Source organism: Streptomyces sp. NPDC050704 (assembly GCF_040654355.1).
In the GTDB taxonomy this organism is placed as follows: domain Bacteria; phylum Actinomycetota; class Actinomycetes; order Streptomycetales; family Streptomycetaceae; genus Streptomyces.
On sequence record NZ_JBFAHW010000044.1, the window covers coordinates 48,956 to 68,949 of the forward strand.

14 protein-coding genes and 1 tRNA gene are annotated in these 19,994 nt (G+C 69.8%); 11 read left to right on the forward strand and 4 right to left on the reverse strand.

The annotated features are described in order from the left end of the window. The first annotated feature begins 508 nt into the window (after positions 1-508). The 5 genes from AB0I18_RS25430 (at position 509) to AB0I18_RS25450 (ending at position 7,125) form a co-directional block, all read left to right on the forward strand. On the forward strand, positions 509-1,798 hold the full coding sequence (locus AB0I18_RS25430) for an extracellular solute-binding protein (RefSeq protein ID WP_363107862.1): 1,290 nt from the start codon (positions 509-511) through the stop codon (positions 1,796-1,798). Continuing rightward, on the forward strand, positions 1,798-2,769 hold the full coding sequence (locus AB0I18_RS25435) for a sugar ABC transporter permease (protein WP_363107863.1): 972 nt from the start codon (positions 1,798-1,800) through the stop codon (positions 2,767-2,769). Before AB0I18_RS25430 ends, AB0I18_RS25435 begins: the two co-directional genes overlap by 1 nt. Further along, positions 2,766-3,647 (forward strand): carbohydrate ABC transporter permease, encoded by an 882-nt coding sequence (locus AB0I18_RS25440; RefSeq protein ID WP_363107864.1) that lies wholly within the window; start codon positions 2,766-2,768, stop codon positions 3,645-3,647. The genes AB0I18_RS25435 and AB0I18_RS25440 overlap by 4 nt, the downstream gene beginning before the upstream one ends. A gap of 7 nt (positions 3,648-3,654) precedes the next feature. Then, positions 3,655-4,275: a hypothetical protein gene (locus AB0I18_RS25445; RefSeq protein ID WP_363107865.1), complete on the forward strand. Its 621-nt coding sequence runs from the start codon at positions 3,655-3,657 to the stop codon at positions 4,273-4,275. Positions 4,276-4,377: 102 nt separating this feature from the next. After that, the gene (locus AB0I18_RS25450; protein WP_363107866.1) at positions 4,378-7,125 is read left to right on the forward strand and encodes a Tat pathway signal sequence domain protein; all 2,748 of its coding nucleotides are present in this window, start codon (positions 4,378-4,380) and stop codon (positions 7,123-7,125) included. A gap of 83 nt (positions 7,126-7,208) precedes the next feature. Here the strand turns inward: AB0I18_RS25450 and AB0I18_RS25455 are convergent, their stop codons facing one another. Further along, positions 7,209-9,647: a hypothetical protein gene (locus AB0I18_RS25455; protein WP_363107867.1), complete on the reverse strand. Its 2,439-nt coding sequence runs from the start codon at positions 9,645-9,647 to the stop codon at positions 7,209-7,211. A 118-nt stretch (positions 9,648-9,765) separates the two neighbouring features. On the opposite strand from AB0I18_RS25455, the gene AB0I18_RS25460 reads away from it, so the two are divergent. Next, the gene (locus AB0I18_RS25460; RefSeq protein WP_363107868.1) at positions 9,766-10,224 is read left to right on the forward strand and encodes an SRPBCC family protein; all 459 of its coding nucleotides are present in this window, start codon (positions 9,766-9,768) and stop codon (positions 10,222-10,224) included. Between the two features lie 39 nt (positions 10,225-10,263). Next, positions 10,264-10,335: transfer RNA gene (locus tag AB0I18_RS25465), tRNA-Val, on the forward strand. A 51-nt stretch (positions 10,336-10,386) separates the two neighbouring features. On the opposite strand, the gene AB0I18_RS25470 is transcribed toward AB0I18_RS25465, so the two are convergent. Then, positions 10,387-11,112, reverse strand: a complete 726-nt coding sequence (locus tag AB0I18_RS25470; protein ID WP_363107869.1) for a 3'-5' exonuclease — start codon at positions 11,110-11,112, stop codon at positions 10,387-10,389. 168 nt (positions 11,113-11,280) lie between these two features. Here AB0I18_RS25470 and AB0I18_RS25475 point away from each other — a divergent pair, with 168 nt between their 5' ends. From AB0I18_RS25475 to AB0I18_RS25490, 4 genes are all read left to right on the forward strand, one after another. After that, positions 11,281-11,847, forward strand: a complete 567-nt coding sequence (locus AB0I18_RS25475; protein WP_363107870.1) for a DUF4365 domain-containing protein — start codon at positions 11,281-11,283, stop codon at positions 11,845-11,847. Continuing rightward, entirely contained in the window at positions 11,844-13,076 is a 1,233-nt protein-coding gene (locus AB0I18_RS25480) for a hypothetical protein (protein WP_363107871.1), read from the forward strand. Before AB0I18_RS25475 ends, AB0I18_RS25480 begins: the two co-directional genes overlap by 4 nt. A 114-nt stretch (positions 13,077-13,190) precedes the next feature. Further along, the gene (thrS, locus tag AB0I18_RS25485; RefSeq protein ID WP_363107872.1) at positions 13,191-15,167 is read left to right on the forward strand and encodes a threonine--tRNA ligase; all 1,977 of its coding nucleotides are present in this window, start codon (positions 13,191-13,193) and stop codon (positions 15,165-15,167) included. 87 nt (positions 15,168-15,254) lie between these two features. Further along, positions 15,255-15,815: an HIT domain-containing protein gene (locus tag AB0I18_RS25490; RefSeq protein ID WP_363107873.1), complete on the forward strand. Its 561-nt coding sequence runs from the start codon at positions 15,255-15,257 to the stop codon at positions 15,813-15,815. A gap of 114 nt (positions 15,816-15,929) precedes the next feature. Here the strand turns inward: AB0I18_RS25490 and AB0I18_RS25495 are convergent, their stop codons facing one another. Together AB0I18_RS25495 and AB0I18_RS25500 are read right to left on the reverse strand one after the other, a co-directional pair. Then, positions 15,930-17,603 (reverse strand): hypothetical protein, encoded by a 1,674-nt coding sequence (locus AB0I18_RS25495; RefSeq protein WP_363107874.1) that lies wholly within the window; start codon positions 17,601-17,603, stop codon positions 15,930-15,932. Between the two features lie 167 nt (positions 17,604-17,770). Next, a complete protein-coding gene (locus AB0I18_RS25500) occupies positions 17,771-19,969 on the reverse strand; it encodes an elongation factor G-like protein EF-G2 (RefSeq protein WP_363107875.1) in 2,199 nt (732 codons plus the stop codon). Positions 19,970-19,994 lie beyond the last annotated feature (25 nt).

The window sequence follows — 19,994 nt, forward strand, 5'->3', positions numbered from 1 at the left end:
TCCATCACACCCCACACACAGCCCCATCGGCCTTGCCACCCACCATCTCCACCGCCTCCACGCCCATCCGGCTCCAAGCCCCAACTCAACCCAACCCACCCCAACTCAACCGACCCGCAAACCCTCGGCTCGATCAAGCCCCCCACGCGCACATAACCCCCAAAACGCATCCGCCCACCGCACTCCTACTCGCCCACACCTCACCCCGCCACCACCCTCCCGTCACCCCACCAACCCCCCACCCCACGCCAACTTTCAGCCCGGCCCGTCACAACTTCCACAGATCCACTCCCCGTTCGACCCGCCGACACCCCCCGCCCCACCTGCGCAGTCATCCAACACCCCCACGGATTCAGCCCCGTTCACGCCGTCGCGCGAGCGACCCCGTTCACATCAATTCCTGTCCGAATCATTGACGTGCTCTGAGGGCCTCCGTACCTTGTGGCAGCAAGCGCTTACTTGAAACGATTCATGGCAGCGGACAGTGACGTCGCGGGGAGGCCCGACTGTGGGAGACAACGGGAGTGTTCAGAGGCGGACGGTCCTCAAGGTGGCGGGGGCGTCGGCGGCCACACTGGGGTTGGCCGCGACGACGGGCTGCGGGGGCGACAGCGGTGGGTCGGGGGACGGCACTGTCGAGATCCGCTTCGCCTGGTGGGGTGCGGAGGAGCGGGCCAAGAGGATCAACCAGACCATCGCGCTCTTCGAGAAGAAGTACCCGAAGATCAAGGTGAAGACGGACTTCCAGGATTACGTGGCCTTTTGGGAGAAGTTCCAGACCCAGGCCGCCGGTGGAAATCCGCCGGACGTATTCCAGAACGCCGTGGCCTTTCTGCGGAAGTACGACAAGAGAAGTGTTCTTCTCGACCTCAAGCCTCAGGTGGACGCGGGGAATCTGAACCTCAAGAACTTCCGTGCCGGAGTCGAGAAGGTCGGCGAGGTGGACGGAAAGCTGCTCGGTATTCCCGTCGGCTCCAACACCATGTCGCTGGTGATCGACGAGAAGGTCTTCGAAAAGGCCGGCATCGAGGCCAAGCAGGGCTGGACCTGGGACGAGTACTTCGCCGCCCTCAAGAAGATCCAGAACACCCAGAAGATCTCCGGTGACACCGGCTACTTCGGGATCATGTACCTCTACGACCTCTATCTGCGGCAGAACGGCAAGGCGTTCTTCACGGAGGACGGACTCGGCTTCGACGAGGCCGATCTGACGGAGTGGTGGCAGGACGGGTACAACCGCGTCAAGGCCGGGATCATCACCGACCCGAAGAAGGTCGAGCAGCTCAAGCCCAAGTCGGCGCTGGCCGCGGGCGAAGCCGGCTCCGAGTTCACCTGGGACAACTTCACGGTGCGCTACGCCACGGAGGGCGACAGTACCTACGGGCTCGCGCCGATCCCGACGACCGACGGCAAGGAGACCGGCCAGTACCTCTCCTCGCTCATGCTCAGCGGCTCCGCCCGGACCAAGCACCCCAAGGAAGTCGCCCAGTTCATCGACTTCATGGTGCACGACCCCGAGGTCGGCAAGATCATGGGCTACGACCGGGGCCTCCTCGCCACCACCGAGCAGTTCGACGCGTACAAGCCGTCCGCCGCCCCCGAACAGGCGATCGCGAAGTACGAGGAGGACGTCGCCGCGGCCGGTGTCCTCGGGACCATCACCCCGCACCCGGCGGGTGCCGACACCGCGGAAGCCGCCTTCCTGCGCATCGCCGCCGACATGTCGACGGGCAAGACGAAGGTGTCCGACGCGGTCAAGCAGTTCTTCTCCGAGGCGAAGACCGCCCTCGCCGCCTGATGGGAACAGCAGTGACAACGCTCATCAAGGACTCTCCGCCGGAAGCCCCGGCGAAGCGTCCCGGTACCCCCGCCGCCGCCAAGCGGCGGGGCCGCCGGGAAAGTCTGGCCGGCTACCTCTTCATGTCCCCGTGGATCGCGGGCTTTCTGCTGCTGACCGCGGGGCCGATGGCCGCCTCGCTCTATTTCGCGTTCACGGACTACAACCTCTTCAGCTCCCCGAAGTGGATCGGCTTCGACAACTTCACCACCATGCTCGACGATCCGCGGTGGCAGAAGTCGGTGGAGGTGACGGCGAAGTACGTCATCATCGGTACGCCGCTGAAGCTGCTGCTCGCGCTCGGGGTCGCCCTGCTGCTCGCGCAGAGCCGGCGCGGACAGGCCTTCTACCGGGCCGCGTTCTACGCCCCGTCGCTGATCGGCGCGAGCGTGTCCGTCGGCTTCGTGTGGCGCGCGCTGTTCTCCGACGACGCCGTGGTGGACCGTACGCAGTCGTTCTTCGGCATGAACGTCGGCGGCTGGGTCGGGAACCCGGACTGGGTGCTCTACAGCCTGGTGGCGCTCACCGTCTGGCAGTTCGGCGCGCCCATGGTCATCTTCCTCGCCGGGCTCAAGCAGGTGCCGAAGGAGTTGTACGAGGCGGCCGAGGTCGACGGTGCCGGACCGTTCAAGCGGTTCTGGAGCATCACGCTGCCGATGATCTCCCCGGTGCTCTTCTTCAACGTGCTTCTGGAGACGATCCACTCGTTCCAGATCTTCGGCTCGGCGTATGTCGTCTCCAACGCCACCTGCGGGCCGGCCGACTCCACACTTGTCTACACCTGTTACCTGTACCAAAAAGGCTTCAAGGAAGCCCAGATGGGCTTCGCCTCCGCGATGGCCTGGATGCTGCTGCTCGCCGTGGCGCTGGTGACGGTGGTCCTCTTCTGGTCCCAGAAACGGTGGGTGCACTACGAGGAGGCCTCCCGATGAGCAGCACCACGACCACCCCGCCGCGCAAGTCCCTGGAGCTGGGGCGCAAGCGCAGCGGATCGCTGGCCTGGCACGTCGGCGCCCTGCTGGTCCTCGCGGTCGTCCTGTATCCCGTCATCTGGGTCCTCGGTGCCTCGTTCAAGCCGAGCCGGGAGATCATCGGCAGCCTGGAGCTGTTCCCGACCAGCCCCATCCTGCAGAACTTCAAGGGGCTCGCCGACGGCATCGCGGACATCTCGATCGCGACGTTCTTCCAGAACTCCCTCTTCTACGCGCTCGGTTCCGTCGTCGGCATCGTGATCTCCTCCTCGCTGACGGCGTACGCCTTCGCCAAGATCCGGTTCGCCGGGCGCAACCTGCTGTTCTCGTTGATGATCGGCACGCTGCTGCTGCCGTATCACGTGCTGCTGATCCCGCAGTACGTGATGTTCCAGAAGATGGAACTGATCAACACCTACGTGCCGCTGCTGATCGGCAAGTTCCTGGCCACCGAGGCGTTCTTCGTCTTCCTCATGGTGCAGTTCATGAGGAACCTGCCGAAGGAACTGGACGAGGCGGCCCGCCTCGACGGCTGCGGGCATCTGCGGATCTACTGGTCGATCGTGCTGCCGCTGTGCCGGCCCGCACTCATCACCAGCGCGATCTTCACGTTCATCAACGCCTGGAACGACTTCATGGGCCCGCTGATCTACCTCAACGAGCCAAGCAAGTACACCGTGTCGCTGGGCATGATGATGTTCCGCGATCAGGAGGGTGTCGCCAACTACGGCGGCATGATCGCCATGTCGCTGGTGGCGCTGCTGCCCGTGCTGGCCTTCTTCCTCGCCTTCCAGCGCTACCTGATCGACGGTATGGCGACCTCCGGGCTGAAGGGCTGACACGCGCATGAAGGCTCGTACGGCATCCGCACCGGTATCGGCGTCCGCGCGGAAGCTCCCCAAGCGGGAGTCCGCCTTCGCCGAGCGGTTCGCGCTGTTCGCCGAGTGTCTGCTCACCGGCGTGTGGATCGCGATCGCCTCGCTGCCCGTGGTCACGTATCCCGCCGCGTTCGCCGCCGGGTCGCGGCATCTGCGGCGGCGTACGGCCCATGTGGAGGGCGGCTGGCGGGAGTTCGTCGCCGACTTCCGCGCGGCCGTGCGCGGCGGATGGATCGCCGGAGTGCTCGGCTGGGCCGCGGCCCTCGCGGTGTGGGTGGACGTCCAGGCCGTACGCGCCGGAATCCCCGGCGGCCCGCTGGTCGGGGCCGTCGGTCTGTTCGCCCTGATCGGGCTGGCCGTCGCCGGGCTGCGCGCGGCGGCGGTCTGGGAGCCCGGGGCGTCCTGGCGGGAGCTGCTCGCTGCCGCCGGGCGCCGGACAGTCCTCGACCCCGCCGGGTCGTTCCTGCTCGTAGGCGGGCTGGTCATGGTGGCCTGCACCGCCTGGTTCGTCCTGCCGCTTGCGGTCCCCGTCCTGGGGGCCGTCGCGGCGGCGGCCCTGGCCGTGGAGGAGCGCGGCCGGCGCCGCTGACCACCTGCCTTCCCCGGCCCGCACAAGGTCGGCGCTCCGGCGCCGCACCTCGCTCTGTCATGCCCCTGACTTCCCCCGCATGGAAAGGAAAGGCCGCATCTCATGGCTCCCATCCCCCGTAGGTCCATCCTCAAGGCGGCCGCCGTCGCCGGCGCCGCCGCCCAGTTCAGCTGGGCCTTGGGCGCGAAGGACGCGCAGGCCGCGCCGAGAGCCGAGGCCGCCGACGCGGACCCGGTGACCCTGGACTGGCTGGAGGAGGGCGGCCTCGGCGCCGCCCCCGGCTCGACCGTGGGCGTGCCCTGGCCGAAGGGCACGTACGAGAAGGACCAGACGTTCGCGCTCAAGGACGCCGACGGCAAGGAGGTGCCCGTCCAGTCCTGGCCGATCGGCTACTGGCCGGACGGCTCGCTGAAGTGGACCGCGCACGCGGTCGGCCCGGGCGCGGGCGCAGGCAAGCTCACGCTCGACGCCGGTTCGCCCGCCGCGCCCGAGAAGAAGGTCACGGTCGACAAGAGCGGCGGCACCATCACCGTCTCGACCGGCGTCATCACCGCGAAGATCGGCAAGAGCGGCTCCACGCTCGTCAAGTCGGTCACCCGTGGCTCGACGGAGATCGCCAAGGACGGCCGGCTCGTGCTGCTGCGGCAGCCCGAGGTCGAGGACGGTGACCAGGGCGCGGAGAAGTACGAGCGGTTCGACAGCGCCATCTCGAAGGCGGAGGTCGAGCAGGACGGGCCGGTCCGTGCCGTCGTCCGCATCGACGGCAAGCACCGCAAGGGCAGCCGGAGTTGGCTGCCCTTCTCGGTCCGGCTGTACTTCTACGCGGGCGGCGAGTCCTTCCGCATGGTGCACACCATCACCTTCGACGGCACGCAGGAGCCCGGAAAGGCCAGCGGCGACTTCATCCGCGGCATCGGCGTCCGGTTCACGGTGCCGATGCGCGACGCCGCGTACGACCGGCACATCCGCATCGGCGGCGAGGGCACCGGTCTGCTGCGCGAGGCCGTGAAGGGCATCACCGGGCTGCGCCGCGACCCGGGAGCGGCCATCCGGACCGCCCAGTTCGAGGGCAAGAAGCTGCCCGATCCGTCGACCTGGGACCAGCGGGTGACGACCCGGCTCCAGTACATCCCCGAATGGGGCGACTACACCCTCTCGCAGCTCTCCGCCGACGGCTTCGGCGTGCGCAAGCGCACCAAGAAGGGCCACGGCTGGATCCCGGCCGGCGGTGGCCGGCGGGCCAGCGGCTTCGGGTACGTCGGCGGCGCGAGCGGTGGATTCGCCTTCGGGCTGCGGGACTTCTGGGAGAAGTTCCCCGCCCAGCTCGACATCCGGGACGCCCAGACCGACGAGGCCGAGGTCACCATGTGGCTCTGGTCGCCCGAGGCACAGCCCATGGACCTGCGCTTCTACCACGACGGCATGGGCCAGGACACGTTCCCCGAGCAGCTCGAAGGCCTCAACATCACCTACGAGGACTACGAGCCCGGCTTCGGCACCCCGTACGGCATCGCCCGCACCAGCGAACTCCTCTTCTGGGCCCACGAGTCCACGCCGAGCGCCGAGGCGATGGCCAAGCAGGTGAATGCCGTCCGCACACCGGCGCAGCTCGCCGCCCCGCCCAAGCACCTCATCAAGGCGGGAGTCTTCGGCAGGCTGTTCTCCGAGCCGGACCGCTCCACCGCCGCCAAGGCGAAGGTCGAGGACCACCTCGACTTCCTCTTCACCTATTACAAGGACCAGGTGGAGATGCGGCGTTGGTACGGCTTCTGGGACTACGGCGACATCATGCACTCGTACGACCCCAGTCGGCACCAGTGGTGCTACGACGTCGGCGGCTATGCGTGGGACAACTCCGAGCTCTCGCCGGACCTGTGGCTCTGGTTCGCGTACATGCGCTCGGGCCGCTCCGACATCTTCCGCTTCGCCGAGGCCATGACCCGGCACACCGGCGAGGTCGACGTCTACCACCTCGGCAAGTGGGCGGGCCTGGGCACCCGCCACGGCGTCCAGCACTACGCCGACAGCGCCAAGCAGCAGCGCATCGCCAACACCACCTACCGCCGCTACTACTACTTCCTCACCGCGGACGAACGCGTCGGCGACCTCATGCACGCCAACGTCGACTCCGACGAGACGTTCCTGGTCCTCGACCCGATCCGCAAGATCCGCACCGAGCCGTACGAGCCGGACCGCAACGCCCTCTCGATCGGGTTCGGCACCGACTGGAGCGGACTGGTCTCCGCGTGGCTCACCGAGTGGGAGCGGCGCGGACCCAAGTGGGAGAAGGCGAAGGCGCGGGTCCTGTCGACGATGGAGACCATCGCCGCCCAGCCCAACGGGTTCGTCCAGGGCACCGCCCTGTACGACCTGGACACCGGGAAGTTCGCCGTCGCGGAGAAGCCCGTGGTCGGGGTCTCGCACCTCTCGGCGATGTTCGGCCTGGTGGAGCTGAACGCCGAACTGCTCGACCAGATCGACATGCCCAAGTTCAAGGAGGCGTGGCTCGACTACTGCCGCTACTTCAACGCCACCAAGGCGGAACAGGCCGCCCGCTACGGCTCCAACTTCGGCAACCTGCTCCTCTTCCAGGGCCACTCGCGGCAGGACGCGTACGCCGCCGCCCAGTTGGGCGACGACAAGCTGGCCGCGCGTGCGTGGCGGCAGTTCTACAACAGCGCCGACCCGTGGGACTACAAGGAGTCGACGGACTGGTCCACGAAGAAGATCGAGGGCCCGACCGGCCTGGTCCCCGGCAGTGAGGCGGCGTGGGTGTCCACCAACGCGACGGCGCTGTACGGGCTGGCGGCGATCCAGAACCTGGCGCTGGTGGGCGACAAGATGCCGTGACGCTCCGCTGGGGGCGCCGGGTATGTGCGGGTCCACTGTGGCTGGGCGCGCAGTTCCCCGCGCCCCTTACAGGGGCGTGTCAGTTAGCGCATCTTTCCTAGCGTCTCCCGCACTCGTCGTGTGTCTCGGATTCGCTGCTCGTATGTCGCACCGATCGCGAGCAGCAGTAGACCGGCGAGTGCGGGAGGTACCCAACGGGGGAGTGCCCCTGCCATCTGGGCGATGTACGGGGCGAGTTCGTGCAGCGTCACCAGTGCGAGGACGCTGCCGCCCAGCACGAGCGGGGCCTGGAGGCGGTGGCGGGCGCCCGCGAGGGTGACCAGTAGGGCGGCCGTGCCCAGCAGGAGGGGGCGCGGCCAGTCCGGGTCGGTCCATGCCGTGAGGAGGCTCGGGAGCAGGGTCACCGACAGAGCCGGTCCGTACGCCGTCCAGGACGAGGCCTGGGGGTCGCGCCTCCTGCGGACGAACCCGACTACCAGCGCCGGGACGGTCACGGGCAGGGTGTACGCCTCCGGGGCGCCGACCTCCCAGGACGCCAGGCGGACCCAGGTGGCCAGGACGAACAGCGCCGCCGCCGCATAGCCCAGTTGTCGGCGGTCCGGGCGGACGGCCGTGCCCGCCGTGATCACGCCGCAGACGCCCAGGACGAGGGCGAGCGTCGGCGGTTCCGTGACCGCGAGGCCGATGGCCACCAGCGCGGCGACGGCGCCAGTGACCTCGACGGACATCGTCAGCGTGGCGTCCCTGAGCCGGGCCGCGAGCAGCGCTGCCGTGCTCGGAACCGCCAGGACGAGCAGCGCGATGTGGTGCGGCTGCCAGTCCAGGGACGCCCCGGTGGCGCAGGTGAGCGCGGTGGCGTACGCGAGGCAGGAGGCGGCCGAGACGGCGCGGACTTGCTGCCCGGCCCGGGTGGCGGCCGCCGCGAACAGGGCGGTCAGGGTCGCGAGGACGGTGAGGGTCGCGGCTTCGGCGGCCAGTGCGAGGACGACGAGATGGAGAGAGGTGAGCAGGGCCGGATAGAGGGAGGGGTGGGGGAGAGGTGCGGGTCGGTCGTCCGTCGGGCGTCCGTACGCCGCTGCTGTGAGCGCCGCTGCCGTGATGACGCCGTCCGTCAACAGGGCGGCCAGGTACGGGAGTTCGAGAGTGGCGGGCAGTATGAGCGCCGTACCCCAGGCCAGGATCAGCGCGCCGGTCAGCAGCAAGGGGCGGTACGGGCCGGTTCGGTCGAGCCGGAATGCCAGGGCCAGGACCGTGGCGACCGCGGCCAGTACCAGGGGAGCCGTCTCCGCGTTCGGCGGCCAGGGTCCGGCGACCGTCACCGCGTCGCGGGCGTTCGAAGGCGCCCCGGACCACGTGCGCGCCGCCCAGCCGACCGGACCCAGGACCACCATGGTGACCAGGGGCAGAGTCCAGGCCACCGCGAGGGCCTGGACGCCGGCGGAGGACCACCACAGGCCCCGGCGGACGGCCTCCGGCAGCCAGGTGCCCCGTACGGCCAACAGTGCGATGCCGCAGGCCAGATAGGCCGGCACCGTCCACGCGTCGGGCAGCACCGAGCGCAGGACGCCACCGGTCGCGGCGACGGCGATCAGGCCGGCGGCCAGCGAGATCCAGGGAGCCGTCTTCGTGGCCGGGGCCTGCCATGCCGCCCCCAGCGCGATCGCCGCGGCGAGGGTGAGGAGCGCCGCCGCACGGGCGGCGGCGCTCGGTCCTGTGGCATCCAAGGACAGCAGGCCGGCGGCCAGTACGCCCAAGGTGCCGGTCCCGTACGCGCCGACCGCGGCGACGACCCGGACGGACCGGACGGGCGCCCGGAGCGCCAGCGCCGCGTCGAACGCGGCCGTTACCAGCATCGCCGCGGTCATCGTGTGATCGCCCGCACCGGCCGCCACCGCCCAGAGGAGCAGCGGGAGTTGGGCCGTCGCCATGGCTGCCGGGAGAGGCAGGCGCAGGGGCAGGGCGTCGAGGGATCGTCCGTACGCCGCCCACAGCAGGGCCAGCAGCGCGGCCGCGGCGGCCGCGTACCCGGTGCCGTCCACGTCAGGGAAGGCGACCTCGTGCAGGGCGTAGGCGTCGAGCACCGTCAGGGCGAGGCCGAGGCCCGCCACCGACTCGGCCGTCGAGCGGAGTCCGCGCTTCAGGAGCGCGAGGGGTGCGGCGAGCGCGGCGAAGGTGACCGTACCGAGTACCGCGGCCCGCCCGGCGATCCCCAGCTGCCCCCAACTGACCAGCGTGAACGCGATCGCCGCGACGGTCAGCAGGGTGCCGCCGAGCACGAGCAGCGCATTCTGCACACCGGGAGCCGTGGCCTCGGGCCTGCGGAGGCGAGGCGCGGGCGCCGGCCCGAAAGCAGGGGCTGACGCCTGTGCCTGTGACCGTGCCTGTGCCCGTGCCTGGGCCGACTGGAGCACGCCCAGCAGCCAGGCCCGGCGGGCCAGCAACTGGGCCCTGCGTGCGTCGAGTCGCCACAGCTCGTGGTCGAGGATCCGCAACTCCTCGGCCGGGGGCGGGATGTTCGTCATGCTCCGGAGTGTGGTCCCCGTCACGTCGTACGGCATGAGCGCACGTACTCAGGGCGTACTCAGATCGGGGCGTGCGTGGATCCACCACGGACGGGCCGCGGCCGGGCAGACTCGGCACATGGACTGGACGCATTACCGCTTCCGCAGCCTGTGGGGCCTCGCCGCGCCCCTCGACGACGTCTACGACGCGCTGGCCGACGCCGAGCGCTACCCGCGGTGGTGGCCGCAGGTGCGCGAGGTGACACCCCTCGACGAACGCACCGGAGTCGTCCGCATCCGCTCGGTCCTGCCGTACGACCTGGTGTTCACGGGGCGGGAGCTGCGCCGAGACCCGACGGCCGGGGTCCTGGAGATCGCGATGACGGGTGACGTGAACGGCTGGGCGCGGTGGACCCTCGCCCCCGACGGGCCGGGCACGCGGGCCCGCTACGACCAGGAGGTCCACGTGGCCAAGCCCCTGCTGCGGCGGTTCGCCGTGCCGGGACGGCCCGTGTTCCGCGCCAACCACGCGCTGATGATGCGGGCGGGGCGGCGGGGCCTGGTCGCGTACCTTCGCGGGAACCGTGAAGCGGTTTGAAGGAAACGCACGGAGACCTGTATTGTTCGGTGCGTTCCCGGGCGATTAGCTCAGTGGGAGAGCGCTTCGTTCACACCGAAGAGGTCACTGGTTCGAACCCAGTATCGCCCACCGGGAAAGGCCGGTCCGTCACAGACGGACCGGCCTTTTGCATGGCACGGCTCAAGCCGCCTGCGAGAGTTCGGGACGCAGCGGCCAGGCCGGATCGACCACTTCCTCCGTGCCGCTGCGCGCGAACCACGCCTGCAGACCGCGCGCCTGCGCCGCATGCCAGACGGCCTGCAGGGTGTGCAGTTCGGCCGGCGAGTACCGCTCCAGGCGGGCGGCGAAACGGCGCCCGACCGCCCGTACGACCTCCAGTGAGGCCAGTGCGTCGGCCGCCGCGTCATGCGCTTCCGCCAGCTCCACCTCGTAGTGCGCGCACAGGTCGGTGAGCGTGCGGCGGCCTTTGCGGTAGCGGTCCAGATACTTGTCGAGGACCCGCGGATCGATGACACGCAACGGTGCGGTCTCGAACCAGTGGCCCAGGGAAGACGCCCGGTGCCGACGCAACTCCCGGTCGAGCAGCGTCAGATCGAAGGGCGCGTTCATCACCACGAGCGGGCGTCCGGCCGCGCTCTGCTCGGCCAGCTCCCTGGCTATCTCCTCCATCACCGGCGACGGCCAACGGCCGTTGAGCTGCAGGAACCCGTCCGTCAGCCCGTGTATCGCCGTGGCACCCTCGGGCACCGACACCCCCGGATTCACCAGCCAGCGGCGCACGCGCGGCCGGCTCCCGGGAGCGTCCTGGACGACTACAGCGGCCGACACGATCCGGTCGGTTTCCACGTCGACACCCGTCGTCTCGGTGTCGAACGCGGTGAGAGGGCCTTCGTACCAGCACGTCATACGCACACAACTCCTCGTTCACCTTCGGCAGTTGACGCGCCGTCCCCTGCCCTATTTGTGATACCCGGGCTGTTTGCGCCGTACGCCGGAAGGAGACAACAGAGATACGGGTCTTTGCAGTTCAGCGGCCCGTCGCGGGAATCCACCTGATTCGGAAGGCTGTTGGACATGGCGCTTGCGCAGCCCGAGCAGAGCGGGCTGCTGCCCCAGCGGACGGCAGCGCATCGCGGCTCGTTGGCCACCACCGCCTGCATGGAGACCTTGCAGGTCGGCTATCTGCACGCGGTCGCGGCGGCGGCGGGCTGTTCTCTGTCCCAGCCATTTCCGGACAACGGCATCGACTGGCACGTCAGCCACAGCGCCCCCGGGCACACGGTCGACGACGAAGTCACCATCAAGGTGCAGCTCAAGTGCACGTACCAGATCCCGCCGAACCCCGCGGGCCCCGCCTTCTCCTTCACGCTCGACAACGCCCACCTGGAGAAGCTGGCCCGCACCCCGGTCTCGGTGCACAAAATACTGGTCGTGATGCTCGTGCCCAGATCCCAGGACGACTGGCTGCGGGCCAGCCACGACCGCCTGGACCTGCGGCACTGCTGCTACTGGATCAACCTCGCCGGACACCGGATCACCGGCCGGCGCAGGACCACCGTGCGGATACCGACCTCGCGCATCTTCGACGACCGCGCGCTCTGCGAGATCATGACGCGGATCGGTACGGGAGGCAGACCGTGACGCACCGCCCAATCGACGAACCCGTACGACCAGTCAGGCCACACCCCGTCGAGACACCCGGGGTGTGGGACCACCCACCCCGGCCCGACCAGGTCGACCCGGCCGTCCTCGGTGCGCTTCTGCACCGGCACGGCTGGCGGCGCCGCGGCGGAGCCGCCGGACGGTACGGCCGCTGGACCCCACCCGGGCCCGGCAGCTTCGGCACCAGCCTGCTGGTGCCGGAGAACCGGGCCTTTCCCGACAGCGAGGACCTGCTCGGCGAGGCCCTCGTCGCCCTGTCCCGCAGCGGCTCGCCGTCCGCCCGCGACGTGCTGGTCGGCCTCGCCGTGCCCAGCGACGAGATCCGCTGGTGGCGGGACGTGCCGACGGGCCCGGCCGGCGTCGCGCAGTGGACCGTCGAGGAGCAGCTGCGTTCGGCCGCCCGCCAGATGCTTCTCGCGGGCGCGCTCGCCTCCCGCGCGCGGGCCGGCTACTACGGCGCCCGCCACCGCAGGCCCGCCGCCGCTTCCCTGGAGAACGTGCTCGTCGGGGCCGCGCCCGGCGGCCGGCAGCTCACCGCGTTCGTGCCCGTCGCCACCGGCCGGCCGCTCGCCGTACGGCTCCACCACGCGCTGTACGCGGCCCGCGAGGCCATCGACTACAAACGCGCCACCGGTGGCATGGACGCCTTCGACGGAGCCGTCGAGGCGGGCGTCAGCCATGAACTCATGGAGGCGCTGGTCGCCCTCGTGCGGGGCACCGAAGGAGCCCGGATCGCCGTCGAGTGGGCGCCCGCCGCCGGAGTGCCCGAAGGCTGCGCGGCACCCGCCGAACCCGTCGAGTTCTCGCCCGGTGACCTGCCCGTGCTCCGCGAGGCAGGCGCCCGCTATCTGCGCGACGAGCCGTCCGTCTCCGTGCGCATCACCGGAACCGTGGTGCGGATGCGCAGGTCGGAGCCGCGCGGCGAGGGGAGCGTACGACTGCGGATCATCGCCGGGGCCGACGTTCCACACGTACGGATGACGCTCGACGAGGAGGCGTACCGGATCGCGGGGCAGGCCCATCTGGTCGGGCTTCCGGTGCGCGTGCACGGGCGGCTGGAGCGCCGCGGGGGGTTCCGGCGGCTGACCGGGGCGTCCGGGGTGACGCCCGTGGAGGTGGACGAGGCGGACCGGGACCGGCTGATGAAGTCGCTCCAGGAGACCGCGGAGGTCACGGCCTTCTTCGAGGAGACGTGCGGCGGGGACTGACTCCGGGGGATCGGGAACCGTTTCGCGAGGGGGGCTCCGGGCTCGGTACGATCGACCCTGTCTATCGCGCGTGCAAGTGAAGATGCGCGCGCCCCTTGCAGGTAGGAGAGTCCGGTGTCAGACGTCCGTGTGGTCATCCAACGCGATTCCGAGCGGGAAGAGCGCGTGGTGACGACGGGCACTACGGCGGCCGAGCTCTTCGCCGGTCAGCGCACCATCGTCGCGGCCCGCGTCGCCGGTGAACTGAAGGACCTCGCGTACGAGGTGGCGGACGGCGAGACCGTCGAGGCGGTCGAGATCTCCTCGGAGGACGGTCTCAACATCCTGCGGCACTCCACCGCGCACGTCATGGCGCAGGCCGTCCAGGAGCTGTTCCCCGAGGCCAAGCTGGGCATCGGCCCGCCGGTCAAGGACGGCTTCTACTACGACTTCGATGTCGAGAAGCCGTTCACGCCCGAGGATCTCAAGGCCGTCGAGAAGAAGATGCAGGAGATCCAGAAGCGCGGGCAGCGCTTCTCGCGGCGTGTGGTGACGGACGAGGCCGCGCGGGAAGAGCTGGCGTCGGAGCCGTACAAGCTGGAGCTCATCGGTATCAAGGGCTCGGCCTCTTCGGACGACGGCGCGGACGTCGAGGTGGGCTCCGGCGAGCTGACCATCTACGACAACCTCGACGCCAAGACCGGCGACCTGTGCTGGAAGGACCTCTGCCGTGGTCCGCACCTGCCGACCACCCGGAACATCCCGGCGTTCAAGCTGATGCGCAACGCCGCCGCCTACTGGCGCGGCAGCGAGAAGAACCCGATGCTCCAGCGCATCTACGGCACCGCCTGGCCCTCCAAGGAAGAGCTGAAGGCCCACCTGGAGTTCCTCGCCGAGGCCGAGAAGCGCGACCACCGCAAGCTGGGCAACGAGCTGGACCTGTTCTCCATCCCGGAACAGATCGGTTCGGGTCTCGCCGTCTTCCACCCCAAGGGTGGTGTGATCCGCCGGGTCATGGAGGACTACTCGCGGCGCCGCCACGAGGAAGAGGGCTACGAGTTCGTCTACACCCCGCACGCCACGAAGGGGAAGCTCTTCGAGACCTCGGGCCACCTGGACTGGTACGCCGACGGCATGTACCCGCCCATGCAGCTCGACGAGGGCGTGGACTACTACCTCAAGCCCATGAACTGCCCGATGCACAACCTGATCTTCGACGCCCGCGGCCGCTCGTACCGTGAACTGCCGCTGCGGCTCTTCGAGTTCGGCACCGTGTACCGGTACGAGAAGTCGGGCGTCGTGCACGGTCTGACCCGCGCCCGGGGCTTCACGCAGGACGACGCGCACATCTACTGCACCCGCGAGCAGATGGCCGAGGAGCTCGACCGGACGCTCACCTTCGTCCTCGGGCTGCTGCGCGACTACGGGTTGACCGACTTCTACCTGGAGCTGTCCACCAAGGACCCGGAGAAGTTCGTCGGCTCCGACGAGGCCTGGGAGGAGGCCACCGAGACGCTGCGGCAGGTGGCCGAGAGGCAGGGCCTCCCGCTGGTCCCGGACCCGGGCGGCGCCGCCTTCTACGGGCCGAAGATCTCCGTCCAGACCAAGGACGCCATCGGCCGCACCTGGCAGATGTCGACGATCCAGCTGGACTTCAACCTGCCGGAGCGGTTCGACCTGGAGTACACAGGACCCGACGGCGCCAAGCAGCGTCCTGTCATGATCCACCGGGCCCTCTTCGGCTCCATCGAGCGGTTCTTCGCGGTGCTCCTGGAGCACTACGCGGGCGCGTTCCCGGCGTGGCTGGCGCCCGTGCAGGCGGTGGGCATCCCGATCGGTGACGCGCACGTGGACTACCTGCAGAAGTTCGCCGCGGACGCGAAGAAGCAGGGCCTGCGGGTCGAGGTCGACTCGTCGTCGGACCGCATGCAGAAGAAGATCCGGAACGCGCAGAAGCAGAAGGTCCCCTTCATGGTCATCGCGGGCGACGAGGACATGGCCAACGGCGCCGTCTCCTTCCGTTACCGCGACGGCTCCCAGGAGAACGGCATCCCGCTCGACGAGGCCCTCGCGAAGATCGCGAAGGTGGTCGAGGAGCGGGTGCAGGTCTGATCCGTACACGACGGAAGGCCCCCGGGGAGCTCGGTTCCCCGGGGGCCTTCCGGCACCCGGGGACACCCCGCGAACAGGCGAAGCCATATGCTGCACCACATGACGAGTGAGCCCGAGCAGCAGATCGGAGTCGGCACACAGGACGCGTTCCAGCGCCTGTGGACGCCCCACCGGATGGCGTACATCCAGGGTGAGAACAAGCCCACCGGTCCGGGGGCCGACGACGGCTGCCCGTTCTGCTCGATCCCGGCGAAATCAGACGAGGACGGGCTCATCATCAGGCGCGGCGAGCAGGTCTACGCGGTGCTCAACCTCTACCCGTACAACGGCGGGCACCTGATGGTCGTGCCCTACCGCCACGTCGCGGACTACACCGACCTGACCGCCCCGGAGACCGCCGAACTCGGCGAGCTGACGAAGCAGGCGATGGTCGCCCTGCGCACCGCGTCCGGCGCGCACGGCTTCAACATCGGTATGAACCAGGGCACGGTCGCGGGGGCCGGTATCGCCGCCCACCTCCACCAGCACATCGTGCCGCGCTGGGGCGGCGACACGAACTTCATGCCGGTTGTCGGCCACACGCGGGTGCTGCCCCAACTCCTCGCGGACACGCGGAAGATGCTCGCGGATGCCTGGCCGGCGGTTTGAGCTCCCGCCTGTTCGGTTCGTGACCTGCGCGTAGTGGTCGGCTGGTCGCGCCCACGCGGCGGAGCCGCACGATGTCACAGCCCCGCGCCCCTTACGGGGCGCCCAACCAGAGGTCTACGCGTCGTAAACGTCGGCCTTCCTGGGTGACGCGTCCTGGACCGCTGTGCTCAGGAATGCCGAGCGGTTGCCGAACTTCTCGGTGTCCACGCCGTTGTCGTTCAGGACGCGGATCGACGCCGCGTGCACCACCCGCAGGACGGGCGTCGCGGCGCGCAGGGCGTCGTCGGCCATGAAGCGGTGCCGCCAGGGCTGGGCCGCCCAGGCGTGGCGCAGACCGAAGGGCTCCGGGAGGACCAGCTTGCCGCCGAGCCAGTCGAGGAGCGGCGGATACCAGGTGAAGGGGGCGCGCACCGCGAGCCGTACGACCTCGTCGGCGTCGACCAGCGGCAGCTTCTGCTGGCGGGTCTCCCAGAACCTGACGGTCTTGGCGACCTCCTTCACCTTGGCCTCGGGCGCGCTGGTGAAGAGGGAGTGCACGGGCCCCAGGGCATGGCCGGTGACCTCGATGCGCAGCGTTTCGTGCAGCACGGTCACCGTGATCAGCATGGTGATGATCAACTGGCCGTCCCAGAGCGTCCACTGGACCCCGAGATAGTGCCGGTCGCCGCTGCCGAACTGCTGCTTGTTGCAGATGTCCTGGATGGCGTGCGTCTTGACCTGGTACGCGTCCACGTCCGTGCCGCCCGGCCGGGACACCGCCTTGGCGTTCTCACCGATCGGCGTGACCACCCAGTGCTTTATCGAAGGCGCCGGGAAACCACCGGTGTTGAGCGGACCGCGCTCCAGCATGCGCAGCTGGTCGTGGATCGACCTGATGACGTCCCAGCTGCGGAACGGGTGGATCTCCTTGGTGGCGTCGGCCGACACCAGGTCCTCGGCGAGCTGCCAGCTGCCCCAGCGGGTGCCCATGCCCAGTATCCCCTTGGGCCCCGCGTAGAAGACCGAGTTGGACTGCTGCTCGGCGCTGAGCCGGGCCAGGCCCTGGCGCAGCCGCTCGGCCGCGGTCTCGCCGGGGCTGCCGGGCACCGCCTCGGGGATCTTGGCGCCGATGCCGCCCCCGGACAGCAGCGCGCTCCAGCGCTCCCGCAGATCCTTGGCCGTGCGCTCGCAGATCTGCTTCGCCCAGACCCAGCCGACGACCGGGGCGACGATGGCCGCGCGTGCGTACCAGGCCCAGAAGCCGGTGAACGGCATCCGGAGCAGGAAGACCACGGCCAGGGCGCCCACCCCGACCAGGAGGGCGGTGGCGAGGGCGCCGGCCCGCTTGTCCTCGACCTTGGTGATCGTCCGGCGGATCTGGAAGACCAGCAGCCAGACGAGCAGGCCGGGCAGGAAGAGCAGGCCGGTCAGCACCATCACGGCCGTGAGCCAGCTGTCGCGCTCCTTGCGGATGCGGTTCGCCGCCAGGCAGTGCTCGACGATGACCTGCGGCTCCGTGCCGAACGACTGGATGAGCGGTTTGCGGCCGCCGCCGAGCATGCGCAGCTGCACGGCGCGGGCGAAGGCCTCGCCCAGGTTCGGCTTGCAGATCGTCGCCCACTTGCGGCCCGGTTTGACGCTCGACTGGTGCCATTCGCTGTTGGCGTCGAGGATCTTGTCGACGGGACTGTCCCGGTAGGCCGCCGAGGCCAGCGCGAACGTCGCCGCAGTCTGCCCCGCGGAACCCGAGAGCGGAATCTGCGCTCCGGGCCTGAAATCGAATCCGTCGTCCGCCACTGCCGCCCCCATCGCCGCCGTGCTCCGCTGTTGCGGCTTTTCCCGACTTCCGTGCTCCGCACACCTGTTGATCAGGTCATCGTCTTGATCAGGTTCTCAGAGTATCCGCCGGGACCGACATTCGTCGGCGGACGACCGAAGCCGTCCGCCGACTCTGATGGAGATCCAATGGAGATCAACTAGTGCGGGTCCTGAGCCTGTTCGCGGATCTTCTCGGCCAACTGCGGCGGCATCGGCTCGTGCCGGGCGTAGGCGCGGCTGAAGCGCGCGGTGCCGTGCGAGAGGGAGCGCAGATCGACCGCGTACCGCCCGATCTCGATCTCGGGGACCTCGGCCCGTACGAGAGTCCGGCCGCCGCCGGCCTGCTCGGTGCCGACGACGCGGCCGCGGCGCCCCGACAGGTCGCTCATCACGGCGCCCACGTACTCGTCGCCGACCAGGACGGTCACCTCGGCGACCGGCTCCAGGAGGTGGATCCGGGCGTCGGCCGCCGCCTCCCGCAGGGCCAGTGCGCCGGCGGTCTGGAACGCGGCGTCCGAGGAGTCCACCGAGTGCGACTTGCCGTCGAGCAGCGTGACCCGTACGTCGACGAGCGCGTACCCCGCGGCCAGCCCCCTGGCGGCCTGTGCCCGTACGCCCTTCTCGACGGACGGGATGAACTGCCGGGGCACGGCGCCGCCGACGACCTTGTCGACGAACTCGATACCGGATCCGCCGGGCAGCGGCTCGACCTCGATCTCGCAGATCGCGTACTGGCCGTGCCCGCCCGACTGCTTCACGTGCCGGCCGCGCCCGGCCGACCTGGCGGCGAACGTCTCCCGTAGGGAGACCTTGTGCGGTATGACGTCGACCTGGACTCCGTAGCGGCTGCGCAGCCGCTCCAGGGCTACGTCCGCGTGGGCCTCGCCCAGACACCAGAGGACCACCTGGTGGGTGTTCTGGTTCTGTTCGAGCCGCATCGTCGGATCCTCGGCGACCAGCCGGCTCAGGCCCTGCGAGAGCTTGTCCTCGTCCGCCTTGCTGTGTGCCTGGATGGCGAGCGGCAGCAGCGGGTCGGGCATCTCCCACGGCGCCATGAGCAGCGGGTCGTCCTTGGCCGAGAGGGTGTCCCCGGTCTCGGCGCGGTTGAGCTTGGCCACGCACGCCAGGTCTCCCGCGATGGCGTGCGTGAGGACACGCTGCTGCTTGCCGAACGGCGCGGACAGGGCGCCGATGCGTTCGTCGACGTCGTGGTCCTCGTGGCCGCGGTCGGCGAGCCCGTGCCCGGAGACGTGCACCGTCTCGTCGGGGCGCAGCGTTCCGGAGAACACGCGGACCATCGAGACCCGGCCGACGTACGGGTCGGACGCGGTCTTCACGACCTCGGCAACCAGCGGCCCGTTCGGGTCGCAGGCCTTGACCTGGCGGGACCTGCCGTCCGGTGTGGTGACCGTCGGGGCCTCGCGCTCCAGCGGGGTCGGGAAGCCGCCGGTGACGAGTTCGAGGAGCTCCACCGTGCCGATGCCCTGGCGGGCGCCCTCGGCCGCCGGAGCGGCGGCCAGCACGGGGAAGAAGACCCCGCGTGCCACGGCCCGCTCCAGGTCCTGCACGAGTGTCTCGAAGTCGATCTCCTCGCCGCCGAGATAGCGGTCCATGAGGGTCTCGTCCTCGCTCTCGGCGATGATTCCCTCGATCAGCCGGTTGCGGGCCTCCTCGATGAGCGGCAGCTGCTCGGGGCCCGGCTCGGACTCCTTGCGCTCCCCGGAGGAGTAGTCGAACAGCCGCTGGGAGAGCAGCCCGATCAGGCCGGTCACCGGAGCGTGCCCGTCCGGCCCCTGCGGGCCGTGCAGCGGCAGGTACAGCGGCAGTACGGCGTCGGGGTCGTCGGCGCCGAAGGCCTGCGCGCAGGTCCGCGTCATCTCGTCGAAGTCGGCTCTGGCCGCTTCCAGGTGTGTGACCACGATGGCCCGCGGCATGCCGACCGCCGCGCACTCCTCCCACACCATGCGGGTCGAGCCGTCCACGCCGTCCGAGGCCGAGACGACGAAGAGGGCCGCGTCCGCCGCTCGCAGACCGGCCCTCAACTCGCCGACGAAATCGGCGTATCCGGGGGTGTCCAGAATGTTGATCTTGTACCCGTCCCATTCGACGGGGACCAGGGAGAGCTGCACCGAGCGCTGCTGCCGGTGCTCGATCTCGTCGTAGTCGGAGACGGTGCCGCCGTCCTCCACGCGGCCCGCCCTGTTGACCGCTCCCGCCGTCAGCGCGAGAGCCTCCACCAGAGTCGTCTTGCCCGATCCGCTGTGGCCGACCAGCACCACATTCCGTACGGACGCGGGGTGGTCGGCCGCTGTAGCCCTGCCGGCGGCTCCGGGGTGTGCGTTTGCCTTGTCGCCCATGGCCTTGCCTCCCGTGCACGGTGAG

Bases quoted from the DNA above. Each gene is read 5' to 3' on its own strand.
- AB0I18_RS25495 (WP_363107874.1), bottom strand. From the start codon at position 17,603: ATGGGGGCGGCAGTGGCGGACGACGGATTCGATTTCAGGCCCGGAGCG.
- AB0I18_RS25445 (WP_363107865.1), top strand. From the start codon at position 3,655: ATGAAGGCTCGTACGGCATCCGCACCGGTATCGGCGTCCGCGCGGAAG.
- AB0I18_RS25500 (WP_363107875.1), bottom strand. From the start codon at position 19,969: ATGGGCGACAAGGCAAACGCACACCCCGGAGCCGCCGGCAGGGCTACA.
- AB0I18_RS25470 (WP_363107869.1), bottom strand. From the start codon at position 11,112: ATGACGTGCTGGTACGAAGGCCCTCTCACCGCGTTCGACACCGAGACG.
- AB0I18_RS25455 (WP_363107867.1), bottom strand. From the start codon at position 9,647: ATGACGAACATCCCGCCCCCGGCCGAGGAGTTGCGGATCCTCGACCAC.
- AB0I18_RS25460 (WP_363107868.1), top strand. From the start codon at position 9,766: ATGGACTGGACGCATTACCGCTTCCGCAGCCTGTGGGGCCTCGCCGCG.
- AB0I18_RS25440 (WP_363107864.1), top strand. From the start codon at position 2,766: ATGAGCAGCACCACGACCACCCCGCCGCGCAAGTCCCTGGAGCTGGGG.
- AB0I18_RS25450 (WP_363107866.1), top strand. From the start codon at position 4,378: ATGGCTCCCATCCCCCGTAGGTCCATCCTCAAGGCGGCCGCCGTCGCC.
- AB0I18_RS25490 (WP_363107873.1), top strand. From the start codon at position 15,255: ATGCTGCACCACATGACGAGTGAGCCCGAGCAGCAGATCGGAGTCGGC.
- AB0I18_RS25475 (WP_363107870.1), top strand. From the start codon at position 11,281: ATGGCGCTTGCGCAGCCCGAGCAGAGCGGGCTGCTGCCCCAGCGGACG.
- AB0I18_RS25435 (WP_363107863.1), top strand. From the start codon at position 1,798: ATGGGAACAGCAGTGACAACGCTCATCAAGGACTCTCCGCCGGAAGCC.